Below are 23,079 nucleotides of genomic sequence, written 5' to 3'. Positions count from 1 at the left end.
GTGCTTAGTAGCCGGACGTTCCGATGAAGACCTGGATGAAGGCGAAGAAGATGGAAGCGACCACGGCGATGTAGAGCAGCGCCGTAATGATCCAGCCGGAGTCGCCGAGGATCCGGGTGGGGCCGGCGGGGAGCTTGATCACGCCGTGGGTCACGTTGCGGACGGTGACCCAGACGAACAGTGGAATCATCGCCGCCCAGACGACCATGCAGAACGGGCAGAGGATGTGGATGGAATACAGCGCCTGCGACCACAGCCACACCACGAAGGCGAAGCCCAGGGTCACGCCGGCCTGCAGCCCCAGCCAGTACCAGCGGGCGAAGCTGGCTCCCGCGAGCAGGCCCATGGCGGTGGTGATAATAATGGCGAACGCCACGATGCCCATGAACATGTTGGGGAAGCCGAACACCGATCCCTGCCAGGTCTGCATGACCTGGCCGCAGGAGATCCACGGGTTCACATCGCACACGGTCACGTGGCTGGGATCCTTGAGGACCTCCAGCTTTTCCAGCACCAGGGTCCCGGAGGCAAGCCAGCCCACGACGCCGGTGATCAGCAGGAGCCACGCGAACGGTCGGTCGCGGGTCATCGGGGGCAACGGCCGTTCCGCAGCCGATGCGCTGGAGCTTCGCTGCTGCGCGGCGGCCTCGCCGGTGGCACTGGAGATGCTGGGCATGGAATCAATGTCCTTCGGATCGGGTGCGTCTGGCCCGATTCTATCGCCGGAGGCCGAATGAAGTCCGGGATGCGTCGCGCCGTCACGAGTGATTCGGTACACGGTGTGGGCCGGATGGCTTGCTTACGCCTCCTTTGACGGGTCCTGTGAGACAATGAACGTGGCTGGAACCCGATCCACATCCGGATTCCGGTCCGGCGACTTTGTTCCCAAGACCGCCAATGATGAGCAGGGAGCTACGGATCCTCTGATCCGGGCTGTCCCGCAATGCCATTGGACGGCACCTGGTTGTGGCGTGTAGATCAACGGGTTTCAGAACAATTCCGCCGGCCCTCCAGGGCTGCCGCACCCCACTGCCGGTGCGAACCTGAGGGTATCCAATTGACTTCTGTCAATGCCTGCGGGTGTTGACAAATATTTGCCCCAACGGGTGCCGGATGTGGCGGTACGTCAGGGGCAGGAGTGTCGCCACATATGGATAATGACCAGGTTGTAACAGGCAACGAAGACGCGCTTGTCACGAACGAAACAGCCGGCGAAACAGCGGAAGCCGTGACTGCAGCCACGCCGCCGAAGCGGCCGGTCCGGACCCGCCGCAAGCCGCTCCCCAAGACCGGCGCGGCCGCTGACACAGCAGCGGCTACAACTGTCCCCGCCGAGGGCCCGGTCCCCGCCGAGCACGCAGTCCCGGCCGAGGGCGCCGCGGCTCCGGCCGCCGAGGCCACGGCCAAGGCCCCCGTCCGCCGCTCCCGCGCCCGCAAGGTCGCTGAACCGGCCGAACCCCTTCCGGCCTTCGCCGCCGACGCCGCGACTCCCGCCGCCGGGACCCCGGCGGCAGAGACAGCGGCGGCAGAGACAGCGGCAGCCCAGACCGCTGAGGCCCCCGTTGAGAAGCCGGTCCGGCGCCGCGCCAGCCGCGCCAAAACCGCAGCCCCCGTCGTGGAAGCCCCGGCCGCCGAAGCTCCGGCAGCGGAAGCCGTGGCCGCGGCGGAAGCCCCCGTGGCCGCTGCCGCCGGTGCCCCGGCGCCCGTGGGCGCCGGCGCCGAAGCCCCCGCAGTACCGGCAGACGAGACACCGGCCGAAGCAGCCTCCGCGTCCTCGCTGTTCCTGGAGCCGGGAGCGGTCACCTCGATGATTTTCCAGGCGCCCGACCTGACCGCCGTCGTGCGCCCGGCCCCGGCCCCGGCGGCCGTCGCCGTAGCAGACGCTGACGAAGAAGAAGAGGGCGAGGAAGGCGAGGACGCCGGCAGCCGCCGCCGGCGCCGCAGCCGCGGCCGCCGCGGACGCACCGGCCGCGGGGCCGACAGCGAGACCGGCGCCGGGAACGACTCCGAAGCCGCCGGAGACGAAGAAGAGGAAGGCTCCGAGGAGGCGCTCGAAGAAGGCGTCACGTCGCGCCGCCGCCGTCGCCGCCGCCGTGGTGACCAGGACCTGGAACTGACCGGCGGGGAAGGCGACGATCCGCCCAACACGGTGACCCGCGTCCGTGCACCCCGTGCGGCTGCCGAGGCGCCGGTCAACAACCGCGTCACATCCCTGAAGGGCTCCACCCGGCTTGAGGCGAAGAAGCAGCGCCGCCGCGAATCCCGCGACACCGGCCGCCGCCGCACCGTCATCACCGAAGCCGAGTTCCTGGCCCGGCGCGAATCGGTCGACCGCCAGATGATCGTCCGCCAGCGCGACGACAGAATCCAGATCGGCGTCCTCGAGGACGGCGTCCTGGCCGAACACTTCGTGTCCAAAACCCAGCAGGATTCCCTGATCGGCAACGTCTACCTGGGCAAGGTCCAGAACGTGCTGCCGTCCATGGAAGCCGCCTTCGTCGACATCGGACGCGGCCGCAACGCCGTGCTCTACGCCGGTGAAGTCAACTGGGAATCCGTGAACCTCGAGGGCAAGCAGCGCCGGATCGAGAACGCGCTCAAGTCCGGCGACTCCGTCCTGGTCCAGGTCACCAAGGACCCGGTCGGCCACAAGGGCGCCCGCCTCACGAGCCAGATCTCACTGCCCGGCCGCTACCTCGTGTACGTACCCGGCGGTTCCATGACCGGCATCTCCCGCAAGCTGCCCGACGTCGAACGCAACCGCCTCAAGCGGATCCTCAAGGACCGGCTGCCGGAAAACGCCGGCGTCATTGTCCGCACCGCGGCCGAGGGCGCCTCCGAGGAAGAGCTCACGCACGACATCAACCGCCTCCGCGCCCAGTGGGAAGGCATCGAGGGCCAGTCGACCTCCACCAAGATCCTCGCCCCCGAGCTGCTCTACGGCGAACCCGATCTGACCATCAAGGTGGTCCGTGACGTCTTCAACGAGGACTTCTCCAAGCTGATTGTCTCCGGCGAGGAAGCCTGGGACACGATCGAGGCCTACGTCACCTACGTGGCGCCCGACCTCGTGGGCCGGCTGGAGAAGTGGACCAAGGACACGGACATTTTCGCGGCCTGGCGCATCGACGAGCAGATCCACAAGGCCCTGGACCGGAAGGTCTTCCTGCCCTCCGGCGGCTCCCTCGTGATCGACCGTACCGAAGCCATGACCGTGGTGGACGTCAACACCGGCAAGTTCACCGGCAGCGGCGGAAACCTTGAGGAAACCGTCACCAAGAACAACCTCGAAGCCGCCGAGGAGGTCGTCCGGCAGCTCCGGCTCCGCGACATCGGCGGCATCATCGTCATCGACTTCATCGACATGGTGCTCGAATCCAACCGCGACCTTGTGCTGCGCCGCATGGTCGAGTGCCTGGGCCGGGACCGGACCAAGCACCAGGTTGCGGAAGTGACGTCGCTGGGCCTCGTGCAGATGACGCGCAAGCGGATGGGCACCGGGCTGCTGGAAGTCTTCGGCGAACAGTGCGAAACCTGCGCCGGCCGCGGCATCGTCACCCACGACGAGCCGGTGGAGCACCGCCGCGCCAACGTGGTGGCCGCCGAGCACCACATCCCGCGGACCGAGCACCAGCCCGCCGCCCGGGTCGAACGCAAGAGCCGCCGCCGCGGCCGGGGCGGCCAGGGTGCGGAGGAGCAGTCCGTCCCGGCGGCAGTCCACCCCGAGCCCACCGAGGCCGAGCGCCACGCCAAGGCCGAGGCAACCCGCGCCGCGCTGGCGAATATCGCCGCAGCGGCGCACGCCGCGCACCTGCACGACGGCGAGGCAGCCACCGCTGCCGACGCCGCGACCCGCCATGCCGCTGTCGAGGCAGCCGTCGAGCTGGCCGCAACGGAGGAAGCAGCCGGACGCCCCGCCGCCGTGCTGACGTTCGGCGGCGAGCAGGTCGCCCTGCCGTTCGTCGAGCACCCCGACCAGGCGAGCACACCCGCGCTCACCCTGGACCTGCTGACCGAGGCGTTCGCCCACCTGGGTGAAGCCGAGGCCGCCCCGGAACCCGCAGCCCCGGCAGCAGCCCAGGAACCGGCGGCAACGGCGGCCGCCGCCCCGGCCGCCCGGACGGCGGCGGTCGCTCCGGCGCGCACCGGCGGAACCGGCCCGGGACGCGTCCAGGCGCCGGGTTCCCAGACCGAGGCGGACACCGAGGCTGGCACCTCGCGTGCCCGCCGCGGCCGCCGCAACCGGAGTGCCAGCCGCGCCCAGGGTGCAGCCAACGAGACCTCGGTGGAACAGCGGCGGGAAACCCCGCACGCCGCGCCCGTGTCAGTGCACGAGGCCAAGGTCCCGGCGGCACAGCCGGCCGCCAAGCCTGCCGCGAGCGAGCCGATCATCCTCGGCGTCGGCGTTCCGGCCTCGGAGCTCTAACGCGGGAACAGTTCAACCAGGCCGCGGGTGCGGTCCGGACTGCGTAGCAATACGGGCAGTTTCGGGCCGTGCCCGCGGTTGCGTTAAGGGATCGGGCTAGGCTGTTACCTGACACGGGGTGCCGCGCATCGGGCCGGCTGAGATCCAGACCCGTTGAACCTGTCCGGTTAGCACCGGCGAAGGGATGTCTCCCATGACCATCGCCTCATCGTTTCTTCCGCCTGTCCCTGCCGCTTCCGCCTCCCGGATCCCCAGGGTGCTGGCGATTGCCGGCTCCGATCCCTCCGGCGGCGCAGGCATCCAGGCCGACCTCAAGAGCATTGCCGCGCACGGCGGCTACGGCATGGCGGCCATCACCGCCCTGACCGCCCAGAACACCCGCGGCGTCAGTGCCGTGCACGTCCCGCCGGCGTCCTTCCTGACCGCCCAGCTCGACGCCCTCAGCCAGGACATCAGCATCGACGCCGTCAAGATCGGGATGCTGGGGGAGGCCTCAGTGATTGACGCCGTCCGCGGCTGGCTCGAAAAGGCCCGGCCCGGCGTCGTGGTCCTGGATCCCGTGATGGTGTCCACGAGCGGCGACCGGCTGCTGCGGGAGGCCGCAGCCGATGCACTGCACACGCTGTTGCCGTTCGCGGACCTGATCACACCCAACCTCGCCGAGCTCGCGATCCTGCTCAACGAGCCCGTCGCCGGAAACTGGGCCGGGGCGCTGGAACAGGGCAAGCGGCTCGCCGCCCTCACCGGCACCACGGTCCTGGTAAAGGGCGGCCACCTCGACGGCGGCAGCGGCACCGGAAACCCCGGTGACCGCAGCAATGACGGCGGCTGCCCGGATGCGCTGGTCAACACCGTCGGGCTCCTGGCCCAGGACCTCGTGGTGGTGCCGGGGGAGCGGGTGCCCACCCGCAACAGCCACGGCACCGGCTGTTCGCTGTCCTCGGCGATCGCCACGGTGCAGGCCAGACTCATGGGACAAACCGGAGCCGGGGACTGGGAGGCTGCGCTGCGCGAGGTCAAACCCTGGCTGCGGGAGGCCCTCCGCGCCTCGGACCGGCTCGACGTCGGCACCGGCAACGGCCCGGTCCATCATTTCCACCACGTCCAGCAGCACACCCAGGAGCATGGCCAAACCAGCCGCGTCCCCGCCGAGGGCGCCTTCGCCGCCGCGCTCCGGGACGCGGCAACCGCCGACCTCGAAGCGATCCACGGCCTGGACTTCATCAAGGCCCTGGCGGACGGGTCGCTGCCGGAGAAGGAGTTCGCCTACTACCTCGCCCAGGACGCGATGTACTTAAACGGCTATTCCCGGGTCCTGGCCCGCGCCGCCGCCATCGCGCCCACGGAGGCCGAGCAGCTCTTCTGGGCCCGGTCCGCCCAGAACTGCCTCGAAGTCGAGTCGGAGCTGCACCGGACCTGGCTGAGCACCCGGACGGCCGACGGAACGCTGGGGCCGGTCACCAAGTCCTACGTGGACCATCTGCTTGCCGCCTCGGTCTCCGGCAGCTACGGGGTGCTCGTGGCCGCTGTGCTGCCGTGCTTCTGGCTCTATGCCGAGGTGGGGGAGACCCTGCACGGGCAGTTCCTCGCCGCCGGCGCCCCGGACGCGCACCCTTATGCGGTGTGGCTGCGCACCTACGCGGATGCGGAATTCGCCGCCGCCACCCGGCAGGCCGTCGCCTATACCGACGCTGCGGCGCGGGCGGCGTCGGCGGGCGAACGGGACGCCATGACGCTGGCCTTCCGGCAGTCCGCCCGCTACGAGGTCGAATTCTTCGACGCGCCGCGGCTGCACGCCTGACCGCGGGAGCCGGGGGGAGCCTGTACGATAGGTGGGCACGGTTCCGGAAGTCGTTACAGCGGGCTCTGTCCATACAGAGTTGTGACTACCACGTTCTTCACGTCGGAACCAGCCTCATTTGCGGCCGAAGGCAAAATTAGCGTAGTCTAGATCTTCGGTGCTTACGCCAACACTTGGGTTATGACCTTGAGGACGCTCCACTTGATTTCGAGTGCGATTGTCCACGGGATAGCTCATGGGTTCCCCCGGGGAATCCACCGGCGTAGAGGCACAGCGTGAGCCGGACCAGAAACTTTGGACCCAGGTTCCGCACGCAAATCTAGTAATAAACGTCGAGAGAAGTGAGTTCCCCAGTGGTGTACGCGATTGTCCGCGCAGGCGGCCGCCAAGAGAAGGTTTCCGTTGGAGACTTCGTTACCCTGAACCGCGTCCCCGGTGGAGCCGGCAGCACCTTTGAGTTGCCCGCACTGCTCCTGGTGGATGGTGACAAGGTCACGTCTGCAGCTTCGGACCTGGCCAAGGTAAAGGTTACGGCTGAGATCCTTGAGGACCTTCGCGGTCCCAAGATCGTCATCCAGAAGTTCAAGAACAAGACCGGCTACAAGAAGCGCCAGGGTCACCGTCAGGAATTGACCAAGGTCAAGATCACCGGTATCAAGTAACTACTCGTTACTGTTCAGGTTTTCAGCAGATTCCCCAGAATTTTAAGGCAGGCATTTCCAAATGGCACATAAAAAAGGCGCGAGTTCCACTCGCAACGGTCGTGACTCGAACGCCCAGTACCTCGGCGTCAAGCGCTTCGGCGGCCAGGTAGTTTCCGCAGGCGAGATCATCGTCCGCCAGCGTGGCACCCACTTCCACCCGGGCGCCGGCGTTGGCCGCGGCGGCGACGACACCCTGTTCGCCCTGACCCCCGGCGCTGTCGAGTTCGGCACCCGCCGCGGTCGTCGCGTCGTGAACATCGTGGCTGCTGCAGCTGCAGAGTAACACCAAGTCTTAAATCGGTGGGGCGGGCCATTAGGTCCGCTCCACCGGTGTTTTAACCGCATTACAATCATCTTGGGCGTCTTTGCACGCCCGGGGAACAGCACTGAGGAGATCCACGTGGCCAGCTTTGTAGACCGGGTAGTACTGCATGTATCCGGCGGTACCGGCGGCCACGGTTGTGTCTCCGTCCACCGCGAGAAGTTCAAGCCGCTCGGCGGTCCGGACGGCGGCAACGGCGGCAACGGCGGCGACGTCATCCTGCGCGTGGACCCCCAGACCACCACCCTGCTCGACTACCACCACGCCCCGCACCGGCACGCCACCAACGGCGGCCCGGGCATGGGCGACTGGCGCGCCGGCAAGCACGGCGAAACACTGATCCTGCCGGTTCCCGAGGGCACCGTGGTCAAGTCCAAGGACGGCCGGGTCCTCGCGGACCTCGTCGGTGAAGGCGCCGAATACATTGCGGCAGCCGGCGGCATCGGCGGCCTGGGCAACGCCTCGCTCTCCTCGCAGAAGCGCCGCGCCCCCGGCTTCGCGCTGCTCGGCATCGAAGGCGAAGCCGCTGACGTCGTCCTGGAACTGAAGTCCATCGCCGACATCGCCCTCGTGGGTTTCCCGTCCGCCGGCAAGTCCAGCCTGATCGCGGCGATGTCCGCCGCTCGGCCCAAGATCGCCGACTACCCCTTCACGACCCTGATCCCGAACCTCGGTGTTGTCCAGGCCGGCGAGGTGCGCTTCACCATCGCCGACGTCCCGGGCCTGATCGAAGGCGCCAGCGAAGGCAAGGGCCTGGGCCACCACTTCCTCCGCCACGTCGAGCGCTGCGCCGCCCTGGTGCACGTCCTGGACTGCGGAACGCTCGAATCGGACCGCGATCCACTCTCGGACCTGGCCGTCATCGAGGCCGAGCTGGAAAAGTACGCCGTGGACATGAGCTTCGCGGGCTCCGACGGTGAAGTCGTTCCGCTGAACCACCGCCCCCGCCTCGTCGCCCTGAACAAGGTTGACCTGCCGGACGGCAAGGACATGGCCGAATTCGTCCGCCCGGAACTTGAATCCCGCGGCTACAAGGTCTTTGAAATCTCGGCGACCAGCCACGAGGGCCTCCGCCAGCTCGGCTTCGCGATGGCCGAAATCGTCCAGGCCGCCCGTGACGCCGTCGCGGCTGCCCCGCCGAAGGTGCACGCTCCGGTGCTCAAGCCCCGCGCCGTCAACGAATCAGGCTTCAAGATCCGCCGCGAAGAGAAGAACCTGGAACCCCTGTTCCGCGTCCTGGGCGACAAACCCGTGCGCTGGGTCAAGCAGACCGACTTCACCAATGAGGAAGCCATCGGCTACCTCGCCGACCGCCTGGCCAAGCTCGGCGTCGAAAATGAACTGTTCAAGCAGGGCGCCAAGCCGGGCGACATGGTCGTCATCGGCGAGGACGACGGCGTCGTCTTCGACTGGGAGCCGACCATGATGGCCGGTGCCGAACTGCTGGCCGCCCCGCGCGGCACCGACGTGCGCTTCGCCGACATCGGCGACCGGCCCACCCGCGGACAGAAGCGCGACGAGCAGATCGAGCGCCGCGAGGCCAAAGCCGCTGCCCGCGCGGAACTCGAAGCCGAGCGCAAGGCCGGGATCTGGACCGAATCCGTCAGCAGCCGCAGGGTCGCCAAACCGCTCAAGGAGAGTGGACTGGGCGCAACCGATGACGAGTAAAGCCGTCACTGTTCCTGCCGAGGCGGTCGTCCCGGACCACCGCCCGGCGGCGGACGCCCCGTCCCCGGACCGGTCCGTGCTCTCCAGTGCCCGCCGGATCGTGGTCAAGGTCGGATCGTCCTCGCTGACGTCGATCAAGGGCGGCATCTCGGAGGAGGCCCTGACCGAGCTCGCCGACGCCCTGGCGCACAAACGCAACGCCGGCACGGAGATCATCCTGGTGTCCTCCGGCGCGATCGCCGCCGGCCTCGCCCCGCTCGGGCTGGCGAAGCGTCCGCGCGACCTCGCCACCCAACAGGCGGCCGCGAGCGTGGGCCAGGGTCTGCTGATGGCCCGGTACACCCATGCTTTCGGGGCGCACGGGGTCACCGTCAGCCAGGTGCTCCTCACCGCCGAAGACTTCATGCGCCGCAGCCAGCACACCAACGCCCTGCGCGCCCTCGACCGGCTGCTCAACCTCGGCGTCGTGCCTGTGGTCAACGAAAACGACACCGTCGCCACCCATGAGATCCGCTTCGGTGACAACGACCGGCTCGCGGCCCTCGTGGCGCACCTGGTCCGCGCGGACGCCCTCGTGCTGCTCTCCGACGTCGACTCCCTGTATGACGGGCCGCCCGCACACGGCGCCCGGCGGATCTCCCATGTGTCAGGTCCGCAGGATCTGGAGGGTGTGGCGATCGGACGCACCGGCAAAGCCGGGACCGGCACCGGGGGAATGGTTACGAAGGTGGAAGCGGCCACCATCGCCGCCGGTTCCGGCATCCCCGCCCTCGTCACCTCCACCGGCAACGCCGCCGCCGCGCTGGCGGGCAAGGACGTGGGCACCTGGTTCTCGGTCAACGGCTCCCGCAAGCCGGTCCGGCTGCTCTGGCTCGCGCACCTCGCCTCCGTGGAAGGCACCCTCGTGCTCGACGACGGCGCCGTCATGGCCGTGCGCGACCGCCACACCTCGCTGCTCCCGGCCGGCATTTCCGCGGTGCACGGACAGTTCGAGGCCGGCGACGCCGTGGAGATGGTCTCCTTCGAGGGCACGGTGATTGCCCGGGGCCTGGTCAACTACGGCGCTGCCGAACTTCCACAGATGCTGGGCCGCTCCACCAGGGAGCTCGGCAGGGAGCTCGGCCGCGGATATGACCGCGTGGTTGTTCATGTTGACGATCTGGTGCTGGTCTAAGCCACCTGCTCGCCTAAACTGGAAGCATGACTGAGGCCCTGACCCCCCGCTCCGCCGTACTCGCCGAACAGCTCTTTGCGAATGGTCTGCTCCCCGCGGACGGAGCGGCCGAACGCAGCCCGGAAACGCCCCCGGAAACTGCCGGAGCGGCCGACGTCGAGGCCGCCGTCCACGCCATCGCCGACCGGTCGCGCCACGCCGCCCGCAGGATGGCCCGCGCCAACCGGGCCTGGAAGGACCGCGGGCTGCGCGCCGTCGCGGCGGCGCTGCTGGAGCGCAAGGCCCAGGTCCTCGCCGCCAACGGCAAGGACGTCGCCGCCGGCAAGGCCAACGGCACGTCCGCGGCAATGCTGGACCGGCTGACCCTCACGGGCGCCCGCATCCAGGGCCTCGCCGACGCGCTCGAGAACCTCGCCAACCTGCCGGATCCGGTCGGCAACGTGGTGCGCGGCCAGACACTCCCCAACGGCCTGCGGCTGCGCCAGATCAACGTGCCCATGGGCGTTGTCGCCGCCATCTACGAGGCCCGCCCCAACGTCACGGTCGACATCGCCGGGCTCGGACTGAAGAGCGGCAACGCCGTCATCCTGCGCGGCGGGACCGCCGCCGCCGCCACCAACGCCGCCCTCGTCAGCGTGCTCCGCGACGCCCTCGATTCGGTCGGTCTTCCCGCCGACGCCGTGCAGAGCGTCGACCAGTACGGCCGTGAAGGCGCCAACGCCCTGATGCAGGCCCGCGGACGGGTCGACGTCCTGATTCCCCGCGGCGGACGGGAGCTGATCCAGTCCGTCGTGACCAACGCCAAGGTTCCCGTGATCGAGACCGGCGAGGGGAACGTGCACATCTTCCTGGACGCCTCCGCGAACGAGGAAATGGCCGTGGAAATCCTGCTGAACGCCAAAACCCAGCGGCCCAGCGTGTGCAATACCGTCGAGACCCTGCTGGTCCACTCCGGCTCGACGGTGCTGCCGGCCGTCGCCGCGGCCCTGCGGGCCGCCGGTGTCACCCTGCACGCCGACGAGCGGATCCGGGCCGCCCTGCCGGCCTCGGTCGCTTCGGTCCCCGCCACCGATGAGGACTGGGCCACCGAATACATGGACCTGGACCTCGCCGTCGCGATGGTGGACAGCCTGGACGACGCCGTGAAGCACATCCGCACGTGGTCCACCGGCCACACCGAGGCCATCCTGACCAACGACCTCGGCAACGCCGAACGGTTCATCGCGGAGGTCGATTCGGCCGCTGTGATCGTCAACGCCTCCACCCGTTTCACCGACGGCGGCGAACTGGGCCTGGGAGCCGAGGTCGGCATCTCCACCCAGAAGCTGCACGCCCGGGGGCCGATGGGATTGACGGAACTGACGACCACCAAGTGGATCGTCCAGGGCGAGGGCCAGATCAGGGCCTAGCAACGCTGTAACATGGAACAGAAGTCCGGAACGGCGGGGATAACCGCCGTCGTCACATTTTGAACTCACTAGGGGAGAACATGCTCTCGCAGCAGATTGCCACCATCGTCGCCGCCGCCGGCGGATCCGGCCACGAGGAACTTGCGCCGCTTATTGCACCGCCGTTCGTCGTCGGCGCCGTAATTTTCGCTGTCCTCATGATCATGCTGTTCGTCACGCTGTCCTACTCCAACCTGGGCAAGCGCCACGTGGCCGTCGAGGAGCACGCGGACCCGCACCGCCAGCACCCCAACAAGCACGACCACGGCCAAGGGCACTAATATTTCGGCCATCGTCAAGCAGCGCGGCGCCCAGCGCCGCCTGCGCCTGGGTGTGATGGGTGGCACGTTCGATCCCATCCACCACGGCCACCTTGTCGCGGCCAGCGAAGTCGCGGCCAAGTTCGACCTGGACGAAGTGGTCTTCGTGCCCACGGGCCAGCCTTGGCAGAAGATGAGCAAAAAGGTCAGTGAGGCCGAGCACCGCTACCTCATGACCGTCATCGCCACGGCCTCTAACCCCCGCTTCACCGTCAGCCGGGTGGACGTGGACCGGCCCGGGCCCACGTACACGATCGATACCCTCCGGGACCTGCACACGCTGCGTCCCTACGCGGACCTGTTCTTCATCACCGGAGCCGACGCCCTGGCGCAGATCCTGTCCTGGAAGGACATCGACGAGCTGTGGTCCCTCGCGCACTTCGTCGGCGTCACCCGTCCCGGCCACGTCCTGGACGGGATGGGCCGTAAGGACGTCAGCCTGCTCGAGGTTCCCGCCATGGCGATCTCCTCGACCGACTGCCGCACCAGGGTGGCGGCGGGGAACCCCGTCTGGTACCTCGTCCCCGACGGCGTGGTCCAGTACATCGCCAAATACGGACTCTACGGCGGCGACCCGGACACCGGGGACACCTCCGCCGGCAATGGCGCCGCACGCTATGATCGCAGCACTGAGATAGCCCAACCCGCCAGCACCGAATGAGTTTGCCATGAGCCAGGAACAGCCTCCAATCCGCAGCCGCCGCCAACTGCGGCAGGCCAGAGATGAACGCCTGGAAGCGAACCGGGAGACCGGCACGCCGGGTCCTGGCGCGGTTCACCCTGCCTCCAATAGTGCTGCCCCGAATGGTGCTGCCCCGAACAGGCCTGCTGTCCCGCGCCCCGCGGCCGCTGCGGAGCCCGGCGGGCCCACCGAGTCGGAAGTCAGCGGCCGCCGCCGGATTCCGGGTCCGGTGGACTCCGTCGGCAGCAGCGCAGGCTCCGAACGGTCCTCGCAGGTCCGCGCCCGGGACCGTGCCACCCTGCGCACCATCAAGGAACTTGCCGAAAAAGAGGGCAATCTCGCCGGCGGCGGAGCGCCCACGCGGCGCCAGCTCCGGCTGCTGCAGTTGGCGGCCGAAACCGCCCCGGCAACCTCCGCCAACCTGATCGTCCCCGCCTCGCCGCGGACCCGCGCCACCCCGGTCGTTCCCCGGCCCGGCAAGGGCCCCGGCGCGCAGCCCGGCGTCGAGCCTGCTCCCGGACCCGGCGGTGACGTCCCCGGGCAGAAGGCCGACGGCGGCCCCGCCGGTCCCGGCGCTCAGGTTCCCGGGGGAATGACCGTGGAACAGGCCCTGGCCGCCCGCGAACTTCTTGCCCAGCAGGCCAAGAACCAGCTGGCCAAAATGGAGCACATCAACGCGACCGACCCCGACGCCGTCGATCCTGACTTGCTGGCGGAACAGATCGCCCTGGCCGAGCGGGCCGCCGTGCTGAACCGGCGGGCCGCCGCCAAGCAGAAGCTGGCCGACGCGAACAGCACACCGGTTCCAGCGCGCAATGATCCGACCACGGCCAACAACCTGGCCATGGTGACACCCCTGGAGTTCGTCCAGGTCCCCGGCGTGGAGCGGCCCGTCCTCAAGCGCCCTGCCACGTCCTACGTTCCGGTCGTCACCAACCCGGGTCCCCGGGTGGCACCGCCCCGGAAGTCCGGCAACCGCCGCCCGGCGCCCTCCCGCCAGCGTGGAGAGGGATCCGGCAGCGGCCGCTCCGGCGTGCTGGCCCGCGCCGAGGCCGCCGCGACCCGGCCCGCGGCAGCGGACCCCGCCGCAGCCCAGTCCGAAGAAGACTTCACCGGCAGGGGACCCGTCGCGGCTAATGCCGCCTACGGGCTCGAACCCCTGGACGCGGCCACCGCCGGCCTCGGCCGGGCCCGCCGCCTCCGCCTGGTGCAGCTGGCGGTGCTGGCCCTGGGCCTGGTAGCCCTGATCGCCGGCATCACGCTGATCATCACCGGCCTCTCCGGCTAGTCAGCCCCGTTCCGGGCCGCGCTGCCCCCGCAGCCGGCCGCTCCCCGCATATTCACCACACAAGCTTTTTCACCCCAACAACTTTTCACCACAACAAGGAGTCCCGTGACTGCAACAGATTCAGCCATCGCCACAGCCCGCCACGCAGCCCGCGCTGCCGCGGAAAAACTCGCCGAGGACATCATCGCCATGGACGTCAGCGAGCGGCTGGCCCTGGCCGACATTTTCCTGATCGCCTCGGCACCGTCCGAACGCCAGGTCAACGCCATCGTCGACGGTATTGAGGACGAGCTCTCCAAGTTCGAGCTCAAGCCGATCCGCCGCGAAGGGCGCTCCGGCGGCCGCTGGGTCCTGCTCGACTACGGCGACATCGTCATCCACGTCCAGCACGAGGAAGACCGGGTCTTCTACGCCCTGGAGCGCCTCTGGAAGGACTGCCCGGTCGTGGACCTGCAGCTCGGCGACGACACCTCGGCGAAGGCCGCGGCAGCAGTCGAATCCGAGTAGCAGCCGGGAAGCAAAAGCGGAATATGCCCGATTTGGAATTTTCCGACGGGCTGTTCTAAGATATTTGAGTTGCTTCGGAGAGATCCGGACAAAGAACCGGAGCCGAAAGCGCAAGCTGACGGAGCCGAAGCAACGAATATCCGGGGCTGTGGCGCAGCTGGTAGCGCACCTGCATGGCATGCAGGGGGTCAGGGGTTCGAGTCCCCTCAGCTCCACCGGACAATCCGCCGGAATCGAAAGATTCCGGCGGATTTTTTTGTCTTTGAATTAGTCTCCCGGCCCGGAAAAAAGGACGCGAACCGGCGGTTTTGTCACGGGCGGGCGCGCCGATTCGCGTGAACGGGAATTGTGGTTTAAGATAAACAGGTTGCTTCAAGGAAGACGGTCCTAGCAGGAAAGTCTCCAAGGCAAATTCGGGGCTGTGGCGCAGCTGGTAGCGCACCTGCATGGCATGCAGGGGGTCAGGGGTTCGAGTCCCCTCAGCTCCACCGAAGAGGTCCTGCTCACTGAGCAGGGCCTCCTTTGTTTTAACGGCAACGCTGAGGTGGCTGATGCCGGCAATGTACCCCCACAGGCCCAGGTCCTGCCCACTGGACTAATATTGGGGACGTGAATGAGACCCTGCCCCCGTGCCCCGAATGCTCCAGCGAGTACACCTACGAAATGGGGGCGCTCCTGGTCTGCCCGGAGTGCGCGCACGAGTGGTCACCGGCCGCGGAACCGGAGTCCGATGATCAGGAAGCAAAGCCGATCAAGGACGCCGTCGGCAACATCCTCGCCGACGGAGACACCGTCACGGTTGTCAAAGACCTCAAGATCAAAGGCAGTTCCACCGTGATCAAGGTCGGCACCAAGGTCCGCGGGATCCGGCTCGTCAACGGCGTCGGCGACCACGACATCGACTGCAAGGTCGACGGCGTCGGGCCCATGCAGCTGAAATCCAGCGTCGTCAAGAAGATCTGAGCATCATGTCCGCAGGGATCGACGGCCCGGTCCGGTCCGCCGACGTCGTCGTCATCGGCGCCGGCCAGGCGGGGCTCTCCGCCGCCTACCACCTGCAGCGCCGGGGCTTTGTCCCGGCGGGAACCGGTCCGGAAGACCGGGATCCAGCCGGCGCGCCGGCGCGGAGCTACACCGTCCTCGACGCCGAGGACGGCCCCGGCGGCGCCTGGCGCCACCGCTGGAAAAGCCTTCTGATGGCCACCGTCAACGGCATCAGCGACCTGCCCGGCATCCCGCAGCCCTCCGTCGACCCGGAGGAAGCCAGCGCAAGCTTCCTGACCCGCTATTTCGGCGGCTACGAGGAGCAACTCGCGCTGGCCATCGAACGTCCCGTCAAGGTCCGCGCCGTCGCCCGGGAGGACCACAACCCGGCCGGACGGCTGCGAATCGCCACCTCCCGCGGCGACTGGTCCGCCCGGGCCATCATCAACGCCACAGGCACCTGGACCCGGCCGTTCTGGCCGATCTACCCGGGCCAGGCCTCCTTCCGCGGCCGGCAGCTGCACGTCGCGGACTACGTCTCCGCCGAGGAGTTCCGCGGCAAGCACGTCATCGTGGTCGGCGGCGGGATCTCCGCCGTCGGCCTGCTCGACGAGATCTCCCAGGTCACCAGCACCAGCTGGTTCACCCGCCGGGAACCTCTCTGGCGGGACGCAGTCTTCGACCGGCAGGCCGGACACGACGCCGTCGCCCTCGTCGAGGAGCGCGTCCGGCAGGGCCTGCCGCCGCAAAGCGTCGTCGCGGTGACCGGACTGATCTGGACCCCGGCGCTGCGCGCTGCCGCCGCCCGCGGTGTACTGGAGCGCCAGCCCATGTTCAGCGCCATCGAGCCCGGGGGAGTACGGCTGGCGGACGGCGGCTTCCTGGCAGCCGGAGTGATCCTCTGGGCCACCGGGTTCCGGGCCGAGCTGGAACACCTCGCCCCGCTGCAGCTGCGCGGTCCAGGCGGCGGGATCGCGATGGACGGCACCCGGGTGGCTGCCGAGCCGCGGGTCCACCTGGTTGGCTACGGACCGTCCTCCTCCACGATCGGCGCCAACCGGGCCGGCCGGACGGCGGTGGCAGGCATCCTGCATTTACTCGGTGAGCAGGATAAGTTGGCAGAGGCCCTCAACGTCCCGGCCGGAACACCCTGACCCAGAATAAAGGCGGCAGCTCGCGCGTGGCGGACAACACTCTTGAATCCCTCTTCTCCCGGCTGGGCAGGTTCCCCGACGTGGAGTCGGCCAACCTGCAGGCCTGGGACGCCACGGACCGGCTCCTCCTGGACACCGCCGTCGAGCTGCGGGCTGCCGGCGGACTGCCGCCAGGCGGCCGGCTCGCCATCGTGGGGGACCGCTACGGGGCGCTGACCCTCGGCGCGCTTGCCCAAGGCGCGGCGGGCCCCGGGCCGGTCCGCGTCCACCAGGACCTCATCACCGGGGAGCGTGCCCTCCGGAACAACGCCGCCGCGCTGGGCGTCGACGGCGGTTTCGAACAGCTCCCGCTCGGCGCCGGGCTCCTCTCCGGGGCCGGCCTGGTGCTCCTCCAGCTGCCCAGGTCCCTCGCGGAGCTCGAGGAGATTGCCGACGCCATCGCCCGCCACGCCGCGCCCGACGTCGTGCTGCTGGCCGGCGGCCGGGTCAAGCACATGAGCCTGGGCATGAACGCGGTGCTCGAGCGCCACTTCGGCTGGGTCCAGCCCCAGCATGCCCGGCAAAAATCCCGCGTCCTGCTGGCCCGCGGCCCCCGTCCCGCCGACGGCCCGCCGCCGTTCCCGGTCACCGAGGCCAACTCCGAGCTGGGACTGACCGTGTGCGCCCGCGGAGCCGTCTTTGCCGGCACCGGGCTGGACATCGGCACCCGGTTCCTGCTGGAGTTCCTGCCCCGGATGCCGGCGGCACGGCACGCCGTCGACCTGGGCTGCGGCACCGGGATCCTCGCCGCCATGTACGCCCGCAGCAACCCGGGCTCCCGGGTGACGGCCACCGACCAGTCCGCGGCCGCCGTCGACTCCGCGAGGGCGACGGCGGAAGCCAACGGGCTCACGGCGCAGATCACCGTCCTCCAGGACGACGCCATGGGCCTGCTGCCGGCCGGTGACGCGGATTTGATCCTGCTCAACCCGCCCTTCCACGCCGGCGCGGCGGTGCACGCCGGGGCCGGCGTCAAACTCATTGAGGCGGCCGGGCGGGTCCTCGCGCCGGGCGGGGAGCTGTGGACGGTGTTCAACAGCCACCTGCACTACCAGCCCGCACTGCAACGGCTGATCGGCCCGACCCGGGAGGTCGGCAGGAACCCGAAATTCACCGTGACCGCCAGCATCCGAAAATCAGCCGAAGTGTGAAGCGCACAGGCTGGGCGGTCACAGGAGCGTAACGTACGATTCTGACATAAGCAGTGCGCAACCAAAGACGTTTAGGGGTTACCAGTGCCTGAGATCCGCCAGCCCTCGCCGCGGCGCGGAACGAATCTGCCCCGCATGGGTGACTTCAACCTGACGGTGATCCTCGACGCAATCCGCCGCTCCCCGGCTGGCCTGAGCCGCGTCGAGCTGGCCCAGATCGTCGGACTGTCCCCGCAGACGATCTCCAACATCTCCCGCCGGCTGCTGGACCAGGACCTGATCTACGAGGCCGGCAAGGAAGGCACCGGACCGGGTAAACCCCGGACCATGCTCCGGCTCAATTCCACCGGAATGTACGCCGTCGGAGTCCACCTCGATCCGGCCGTCACAACCTTCGTGGTGCTGGACCTGGTCGGGGCGGTCGTCAAGCACTCCCGGATCAAGACCCCGGCCGGCACCGACGCCCGGGCCGTCATCGACACCATCGCCGCGGAAATCAAGCAGCTCATCTCGGAGTCCGGCGTCGACCCGGCCAGGATCGCCGGCCTGGGTATCGCCTCGCCCGGACCAATCGACCTCGAGGAGGGCACCGTCGTGGACCCTCCGCTCCTGCTCGGCTGGGACCGCGTGCCGCTCCGCGACGCCCTGGCCGCGGCCACCGGTCTGTCCACCATCGTGGACAAGGACGTCACCAGCGCGGCCGTGGCGGAGACCTGGGCCGGCGGCCCCAGCGGTGCCGGCAGCTTCGTCTTTATGTACATGGGCACCGGAATCGGCTGCGGCATCGTCCTCAATGATGAGGTGGTGCGCGGCACCTCGGGGAACGCCGGTGAAATCGGGCATATCATCGTGGACCCGGAGGGCGCACCCTGCGATTGCGGCCTGCGCGGCTGCATCAAGTCCTCCTGCATCCCCCAGGTCCTGGTGGCCCAGGCGGTCGAGGCCGGAGTGCTGGACGGACCCCTCGCTGACGTGACCGGTCCCGCGCTCCAGGAGAGCTTCCTTGAACTGTGCGCCGCCGCCGGCTCCGGCGATCCGCGGGCAGCGGCGATCATCGACAATTCCGCCGTGCTGGTTGCCCGCGCCGTCTCGACCATCACCAACGCCCTGGACGTGGACCGGGTGGTCTTCGGCGGACCGTTCTGGACCTGCCTCTCCCAGCGCTACCTCGAACGGATCCCGGCCCTGGTCCGGGAAGGCAGTGCCACCCGGAAGATCCACGAGATCGAGGTCGTCGGCACCGGCGTCGGCGAGGATGTCGGCGCGGTAGGCGCCGCCTGCCTCGTGCTGGAGCACACGCTGGCACCCCGCTCGCAGCGGCTCCTGCTGGGGGACTAGCCGATCCTGGGGGACTAGTCGATGTCCTCGACGACGGTGCCGAAGGGGATTGACTCGTCCACGTGCGCCTGGTGGCCCGTGGGTCCGGGATTGTAGGAAACCCGCACACCGTGCGACTTGTCCGCCGCCGACTGCATCAGGATGGGCCGGACGGTGTTGATGAAACTCTCGCTCTTGCCGGCGAGATACTCCTGGTAGCTGGCTGGAAGCTGGATCATGGCAAAAGAATAGTCCTGAGAGGCCAGGTTGGGGAGGGCCGGGGCGAAACCGCCACCCCGTCCGTATCGTGGACCGGACAGTCATAGGGACGTTCGGGGCGAAGAATGTTCTGTGCCGGGACGAAATGTGCCGTAAAGGTGAGTCTTAATTCGGAAACGGACTTGAACCACCTCCCGGGTGGCCCTAGAGTTCTATCCAAGTTACCTCAGTAACGTGTCAGCGATCCTCCGCTGAAGGCACGCCCCACGGCGGCCGAGGAGGGTGTGGGTGCCCCCATGTGGGCCTGACATTTGCTCACGGAGAACTTCGTATCAGGCGTAACAGTCGCGGCTGCGTCCTGCTGGAGTTTCCTCCGTGTTCCCCAAACTCAATCCACCGACGGCCCCCGTTTTCCGGGCAAAGCTGTCAGTGTTCACAGCCAAGGACGCAAATGTCTCCACCCAGCCTTATTGACACCCACCCAAATCTGGCCGGCACGGCCCCGGTCGCGCTGTCCTATGAACTGTTCCCGCCGCGGTCGGCCGCGGCGGCGGAATCGCTCTGGACCACCATCGGCGAACTGGAAGCCACGGACCCGGACTATGTGTCCGTGACGTACGGCGCCAGCGGCTCCAACCGGAACACCGCCGTCGAACTCATCAACCGCCTTGTCCAGGAAACCACCCTGCGGCCGCTGGCGCACCTGACCTGCGTGGGGAATTCCCCGGAGGAGCTCGCGGACATCATCGGCGAACTGCTCGACGTCGGCGTGCGGGGCATCCTGGCCCTGCGCGGCGACCGGCCCAAGGACGGCCGCGTCCCTCCCGCGGGAACGCTGCGCTACGCCCAGGACCTGATTGAGCTCATCCGCCGCGTCGAACAGCGCCGCTCCGCGCTGCTGTGCGCCGGGAAGGTGGCCGTCGGTGTCGCCGCGTACCCCACCCGGCACCCGGAATCCCCGAGTGAGGCGCACGACGTCGAGGTGCTGCTCGCCAAGCAGCGCTCCGGCGCCGACTTCGCCATCACGCAGGTCTTCTTCCACACCCAGCAGTACGCGGACCTGCTGACCCGGGCACGCCGGGCCGGCGTCACCATCCCGATCATCCCGGGTGTTATGCCGCTCACCAGCCTCCGCCGGCTCGCCCGCCTCAGCGAGCTGACCGGCGTCGAACCCGACCCGGCCCTGATCGAACGGCTCGCCGCCGCCGGGACCGACGCCGAGCGGACCCGGATCGGGGTCAGTGCCACCGTGGACCTGGCCAACGCGGCCCTGGCCGCCGGTGCACCCGGTCTGCACCTCTACACCTTCAATGAACACGCCGCTGCCCTCGATGTGCTGGACAAGCTCGCGCTGCCCCGGCCGCACCGCAGCCACCAGCGCTCCGCCGGCCGCCGCCAGCTCGCCAGCTGACGGCGCCGGTACGGCATCCCTGCTTCCCTCCGCACCACACCACCAACCCCAAGGACATTCCCATGACTGACCAGATCACGCTCAACCCCACTCCGTTCCCGGCTGCCTCGATCCTGGGCTACCCGCGCATCGGCCGCCGCCGCGAACTCAAGAAGGCCGTCGAGGCCTACTGGGCCGGCAAAATCGACGCCGCAGCCCTGGATGCCGCCGCCAGGGAAATCCAGCTCGGCACCGCCAGGCGCCTCCAGGGTCTGGGCCTGACCGACGCCGCCGCCGTCCCCGGCACGTTCTCCTACTACGACCAGGTGCTCGACGCCGCCGCCCACCTCGGCGCCGTGCCGGCCCGCTTCGGGAACCTCCTCAACGCTGAGGCACAGCTCGACATCGACGGCTACTTCACCCTGGCCCGCGGCAACACGGACCAGCAGCCGCTGGAAATGACCAAGTGGTTCGACACCAACTACCACTACCTCGTGCCCGAAATCGGCCCGGAGACCAACTTCGCGCTGACCTCCAGCCGGATCGTGGAGGAATTCGAGTACGCCCTCGCCAACGGGGTCGAGACCCGCCCGTACCTCGTCGGCCCGGTTACCTTCCTGCTGCTGAGCAAGGCCTCCGACGGCGCTCCGGCCGGCTTCAACCCGCTGTCCCGCCTCGAGGACGTCCTCCCGGTCTACACCGCCCTGCTTCAGAAGCTCGCCGCCGCCGGCGCCAGCTGGGTCCAGCTCGACGAGCCCGCCCTCGTGGTGGACCAGGACACCCCGGCCGAGGCGATCCAGGCCGCCGTCGCCCGCTCCTACGAGGTCCTCTCCGCCGCCGCCCGCCGCCCGCAGCTGTTCGTTTCCACCCCGTACGGTGCGCTCAACGGCCAGCTCGGCACGCTCGCCGCGACCGGCATCGACGCCCTCCACCTGGACGTCTTCAAGGGCGGGGTGCCCTCCGCCGCGGCCCTGGCCGCGCTGGGCAACAAGACCCTCGTCGCCGGCGTCGTGGACGGCCACAACATCTGGCGCAATGATCTCGCCGCGTCCGCGAAGAAGATCGCCGAACTGAAGAAGTCGGTGGCCAAGCTCGCCATCAGCACCTCCACGTCCACCCAGCACGTCCCGCACGACGTCGAGGAGGAAGTCCAGCTGTCCGCGCAGCTGCGCAGCTGGCTCGCCTTCGCCGACCAGAAGGCCACCGAGGTGGTCACCCTCGCCGGCCTGCTGACCGACCCGGAAGCCGTCCAGCCGGCCATCGATGAGGCCACCCGCGTCATCGCCTCCCGCGCCGAGGCCGAGGGTGTCCGCCGCGCCGGGGTCCGGGCCCGCACCGCGGCCCTGGCCGGCGCCGACTTCAGCCGCTCCGCCTACGCCGTCCGCGAAGCCGCGCAGACCAAGGCCCTGCACTTGCCGCCGCTGCCCACCACCACGATCGGCTCCTTCCCGCAGACCGGCGAAATCCGCACCGCCCGGGCCCGCGCGATCAAGGGCGAGCTCAGCACCGAACAGTACGAACAGCTCATGAAGGATGAGATCAAGCGTGTGGTGGAGCTGCAGGAAGAGCTCGGCTTCGACGTCCTGGTCCACGGCGAGCCCGAGCGCAACGACATGGTCCAGTACTTCGCCGAGAACCTCGAAGGTTTTGACGTCACGGTGCACGGCTGGGTCCAGTCCTATGGCTCGCGCTGCACCCGACCGTCGATCCTGTGGGGCGATGTCACCCGCAGCGCCCCCATCACGGTCGAGTGGGCCAGGTACGCACAGTCGCTCACGAACAAGCCGATGAAGGGCATGCTGACCGGCCCGGTCACGATCCTCGCGTGGTCCTTCGTCCGCGACGACCAGCCGCTCGGCGAGACCGCCAACCAGGTGGCCCTCGCCCTCCGCGACGAGATCGCCGACCTCGAAGCCGCCGGCATCAAGATCATCCAGGTCGACGAGCCCGCCCTCCGTGAGCTGCTGCCGCTGCGCAAGGCCGACCAGGCCGCGTACCTGGACTGGTCCGTGAAGTCCTTCCGGCTCGCCACCGCCGGCGCCGGGGACGCCACCCAGGTCCACACGCACCTGTGCTACTCCGAGTTCGGCGCCATCATCGACGCGATCGACGGCCTCGACGCCGACGTCACCTCGATCGAGGCCGCCCGCTCCCGGATGGAGGTCGTCCACGACCTCGAATCCCACGGCTTCGGCCGCGGCGTGGGCCCGGGCGTCTACGATATCCACTCGCCGCGCGTCCCGGGCGAGCAGGAAGTCACTGAGCTGCTCAGCACCGCCGTCAAGCACGTCCCGTCCCGCCAGCTCTGGGTCAACCCGGACTGCGGCCTGAAGACCCGCGGCTACGCCGAGACCGAGGAGTCCCTGCGCAACCTGGTCACCGCCACCCGGACGGTCCGCGCCGGACTGCTGGAAAAGGCCAAGTAGCACCCGCCCGAACCAATCTGAAACAACGACGCCGGCCGGCCACCTTCGAGAGGTGACCG

The 23,079-nt window shown here is 68.9% G+C and carries 19 protein-coding genes, 2 tRNA genes and 1 riboswitch; of the genes, 19 read left to right on the top strand and 2 right to left on the bottom strand.

Going from position 1 to position 23,079, the window contains the following annotated elements:
• Window positions 1-4 precede the first annotated feature (4 nt).
• Entirely contained in the window at window positions 5-676 is a 672-nt protein-coding gene (locus tag J2X01_RS01915) for a vitamin K epoxide reductase family protein (RefSeq protein ID WP_310050071.1), read from the bottom strand.
• 474 nt (window positions 677-1,150) lie between these two features.
• Between J2X01_RS01915 and J2X01_RS01910 the strand changes: the two genes are divergently transcribed.
• The 17 genes from J2X01_RS01910 (at window position 1,151) to J2X01_RS01830 (ending at window position 19,006) form a co-directional block, all read left to right on the top strand.
• Window positions 1,151-4,426, top strand: coding sequence for an Rne/Rng family ribonuclease (locus tag J2X01_RS01910; protein WP_310050070.1), 3,276 nt, complete (start codon window positions 1,151-1,153; stop codon window positions 4,424-4,426).
• Window positions 4,427-4,530: 104 nt separating this feature from the next.
• A riboswitch (TPP riboswitch) is annotated at window positions 4,531-4,628 on the top strand.
• Window positions 4,620-6,227, top strand: coding sequence for a bifunctional hydroxymethylpyrimidine kinase/phosphomethylpyrimidine kinase (locus J2X01_RS01905; protein WP_310050068.1), 1,608 nt, complete (start codon window positions 4,620-4,622; stop codon window positions 6,225-6,227). It overlaps the preceding riboswitch by 9 nt.
• A gap of 353 nt (window positions 6,228-6,580) precedes the next feature.
• On the top strand, window positions 6,581-6,889 hold the full coding sequence (gene rplU, locus J2X01_RS01900) for a 50S ribosomal protein L21 (protein ID WP_024368343.1): 309 nt from the start codon (window positions 6,581-6,583) through the stop codon (window positions 6,887-6,889).
• 61 nt (window positions 6,890-6,950) lie between these two features.
• Window positions 6,951-7,214, top strand: a complete 264-nt coding sequence (gene rpmA / locus J2X01_RS01895) for a 50S ribosomal protein L27 (RefSeq protein WP_009372867.1) — start codon at window positions 6,951-6,953, stop codon at window positions 7,212-7,214.
• Between the two features lie 117 nt (window positions 7,215-7,331).
• The gene (obgE, locus tag J2X01_RS01890; RefSeq protein WP_310050065.1) at window positions 7,332-8,921 is read left to right on the top strand and encodes a GTPase ObgE; all 1,590 of its coding nucleotides are present in this window, start codon (window positions 7,332-7,334) and stop codon (window positions 8,919-8,921) included.
• Complete coding sequence (gene proB, locus J2X01_RS01885; protein WP_310050061.1) at window positions 8,911-10,095, top strand: glutamate 5-kinase; 1,185 nt, start codon at window positions 8,911-8,913, stop codon at window positions 10,093-10,095. The genes obgE and proB overlap by 11 nt, the downstream gene beginning before the upstream one ends.
• A 26-nt stretch (window positions 10,096-10,121) precedes the next feature.
• Window positions 10,122-11,504, top strand: coding sequence for a glutamate-5-semialdehyde dehydrogenase (locus tag J2X01_RS01880; RefSeq protein ID WP_310050057.1), 1,383 nt, complete (start codon window positions 10,122-10,124; stop codon window positions 11,502-11,504).
• An 80-nt stretch (window positions 11,505-11,584) separates the two neighbouring features.
• Window positions 11,585-11,824: a hypothetical protein gene (locus tag J2X01_RS01875; protein WP_310050054.1), complete on the top strand. Its 240-nt coding sequence runs from the start codon at window positions 11,585-11,587 to the stop codon at window positions 11,822-11,824.
• A gap of 55 nt (window positions 11,825-11,879) precedes the next feature.
• Window positions 11,880-12,524 carry a nicotinate-nucleotide adenylyltransferase gene (gene nadD / locus J2X01_RS01870; RefSeq protein WP_374724908.1) on the top strand — a complete coding sequence of 215 codons (645 nt, stop codon included), beginning with the start codon at window positions 11,880-11,882 and terminating at the stop codon, window positions 12,522-12,524.
• A gap of 7 nt (window positions 12,525-12,531) precedes the next feature.
• Entirely contained in the window at window positions 12,532-13,833 is a 1,302-nt protein-coding gene (locus J2X01_RS01865; protein ID WP_310050051.1) for a hypothetical protein, read from the top strand.
• Window positions 13,834-13,938: 105 nt separating this feature from the next.
• Complete coding sequence (gene rsfS / locus J2X01_RS01860; protein WP_310050048.1) at window positions 13,939-14,340, top strand: ribosome silencing factor; 402 nt, start codon at window positions 13,939-13,941, stop codon at window positions 14,338-14,340.
• A gap of 142 nt (window positions 14,341-14,482) precedes the next feature.
• Window positions 14,483-14,555, top strand: a tRNA-Ala gene (locus tag J2X01_RS01855).
• Between the two features lie 200 nt (window positions 14,556-14,755).
• Window positions 14,756-14,828 (top strand) — tRNA-Ala (locus J2X01_RS01850).
• A 121-nt stretch (window positions 14,829-14,949) separates the two neighbouring features.
• Window positions 14,950-15,303: a zinc ribbon domain-containing protein YjdM gene (locus J2X01_RS01845; protein ID WP_310050046.1), complete on the top strand. Its 354-nt coding sequence runs from the start codon at window positions 14,950-14,952 to the stop codon at window positions 15,301-15,303.
• 5 nt (window positions 15,304-15,308) lie between these two features.
• Complete coding sequence (locus J2X01_RS01840) at window positions 15,309-16,478, top strand: NAD(P)-binding domain-containing protein (RefSeq protein WP_310050044.1); 1,170 nt, start codon at window positions 15,309-15,311, stop codon at window positions 16,476-16,478.
• A gap of 26 nt (window positions 16,479-16,504) precedes the next feature.
• Entirely contained in the window at window positions 16,505-17,668 is a 1,164-nt protein-coding gene (locus J2X01_RS01835) for a class I SAM-dependent methyltransferase (RefSeq protein WP_310050042.1), read from the top strand.
• Window positions 17,669-17,803: 135 nt separating this feature from the next.
• On the top strand, window positions 17,804-19,006 hold the full coding sequence (locus J2X01_RS01830; RefSeq protein ID WP_310050214.1) for an ROK family transcriptional regulator: 1,203 nt from the start codon (window positions 17,804-17,806) through the stop codon (window positions 19,004-19,006).
• Between the two features lie 14 nt (window positions 19,007-19,020).
• On the opposite strand, the gene J2X01_RS01825 is transcribed toward J2X01_RS01830, so the two are convergent.
• On the bottom strand, window positions 19,021-19,224 hold the full coding sequence (locus tag J2X01_RS01825) for a hypothetical protein (RefSeq protein ID WP_310050039.1): 204 nt from the start codon (window positions 19,222-19,224) through the stop codon (window positions 19,021-19,023).
• A gap of 431 nt (window positions 19,225-19,655) precedes the next feature.
• Here J2X01_RS01825 and J2X01_RS01820 point away from each other — a divergent pair, with 431 nt between their 5' ends.
• A complete protein-coding gene (locus tag J2X01_RS01820) occupies window positions 19,656-20,615 on the top strand; it encodes a methylenetetrahydrofolate reductase (protein WP_310050037.1) in 960 nt (319 codons plus the stop codon).
• A gap of 62 nt (window positions 20,616-20,677) precedes the next feature.
• Window positions 20,678-23,020, top strand: a complete 2,343-nt coding sequence (gene metE, locus J2X01_RS01815; protein WP_310050035.1) for a 5-methyltetrahydropteroyltriglutamate--homocysteine S-methyltransferase — start codon at window positions 20,678-20,680, stop codon at window positions 23,018-23,020.
• Window positions 23,021-23,079: the final 59 nt, after the last annotated feature.

This window comes from Arthrobacter ginsengisoli, assembly GCF_031456935.1.
Classification (GTDB): domain Bacteria; phylum Actinomycetota; class Actinomycetes; order Actinomycetales; family Micrococcaceae; genus Arthrobacter; species Arthrobacter ginsengisoli.
The sequence above is the reverse complement of the archived record's forward strand: the minus strand, read 5'-3'. Positions and strand labels throughout refer to the sequence as shown.

Excerpts from the sequence above, each read along its gene's own strand:
- J2X01_RS01820 (WP_310050037.1), top strand. The coding sequence starts at position 19,656 with ATGTCTCCACCCAGCCTTATTGACACCCACCCAAATCTGGCCGGCACG.
- J2X01_RS01880 (WP_310050057.1), top strand. The coding sequence starts at position 10,122 with ATGACTGAGGCCCTGACCCCCCGCTCCGCCGTACTCGCCGAACAGCTC.
- metE (WP_310050035.1), top strand. The coding sequence starts at position 20,678 with ATGACTGACCAGATCACGCTCAACCCCACTCCGTTCCCGGCTGCCTCG.
- J2X01_RS01875 (WP_310050054.1), top strand. The coding sequence starts at position 11,585 with ATGCTCTCGCAGCAGATTGCCACCATCGTCGCCGCCGCCGGCGGATCC.
- nadD (WP_374724908.1), top strand. The coding sequence starts at position 11,880 with ATGGGTGGCACGTTCGATCCCATCCACCACGGCCACCTTGTCGCGGCC.
- J2X01_RS01830 (WP_310050214.1), top strand. The coding sequence starts at position 17,804 with ATGGGTGACTTCAACCTGACGGTGATCCTCGACGCAATCCGCCGCTCC.
- J2X01_RS01905 (WP_310050068.1), top strand. The coding sequence starts at position 4,620 with ATGACCATCGCCTCATCGTTTCTTCCGCCTGTCCCTGCCGCTTCCGCC.
- J2X01_RS01915 (WP_310050071.1), bottom strand. The coding sequence starts at position 676 with ATGCCCAGCATCTCCAGTGCCACCGGCGAGGCCGCCGCGCAGCAGCGA.
- J2X01_RS01840 (WP_310050044.1), top strand. The coding sequence starts at position 15,309 with ATGTCCGCAGGGATCGACGGCCCGGTCCGGTCCGCCGACGTCGTCGTC.
- J2X01_RS01825 (WP_310050039.1), bottom strand. The coding sequence starts at position 19,224 with ATGATCCAGCTTCCAGCCAGCTACCAGGAGTATCTCGCCGGCAAGAGC.
- rpmA (WP_009372867.1), top strand. The coding sequence starts at position 6,951 with ATGGCACATAAAAAAGGCGCGAGTTCCACTCGCAACGGTCGTGACTCG.
- proB (WP_310050061.1), top strand. The coding sequence starts at position 8,911 with ATGACGAGTAAAGCCGTCACTGTTCCTGCCGAGGCGGTCGTCCCGGAC.
- J2X01_RS01865 (WP_310050051.1), top strand. The coding sequence starts at position 12,532 with ATGAGCCAGGAACAGCCTCCAATCCGCAGCCGCCGCCAACTGCGGCAG.
- J2X01_RS01910 (WP_310050070.1), top strand. The coding sequence starts at position 1,151 with ATGGATAATGACCAGGTTGTAACAGGCAACGAAGACGCGCTTGTCACG.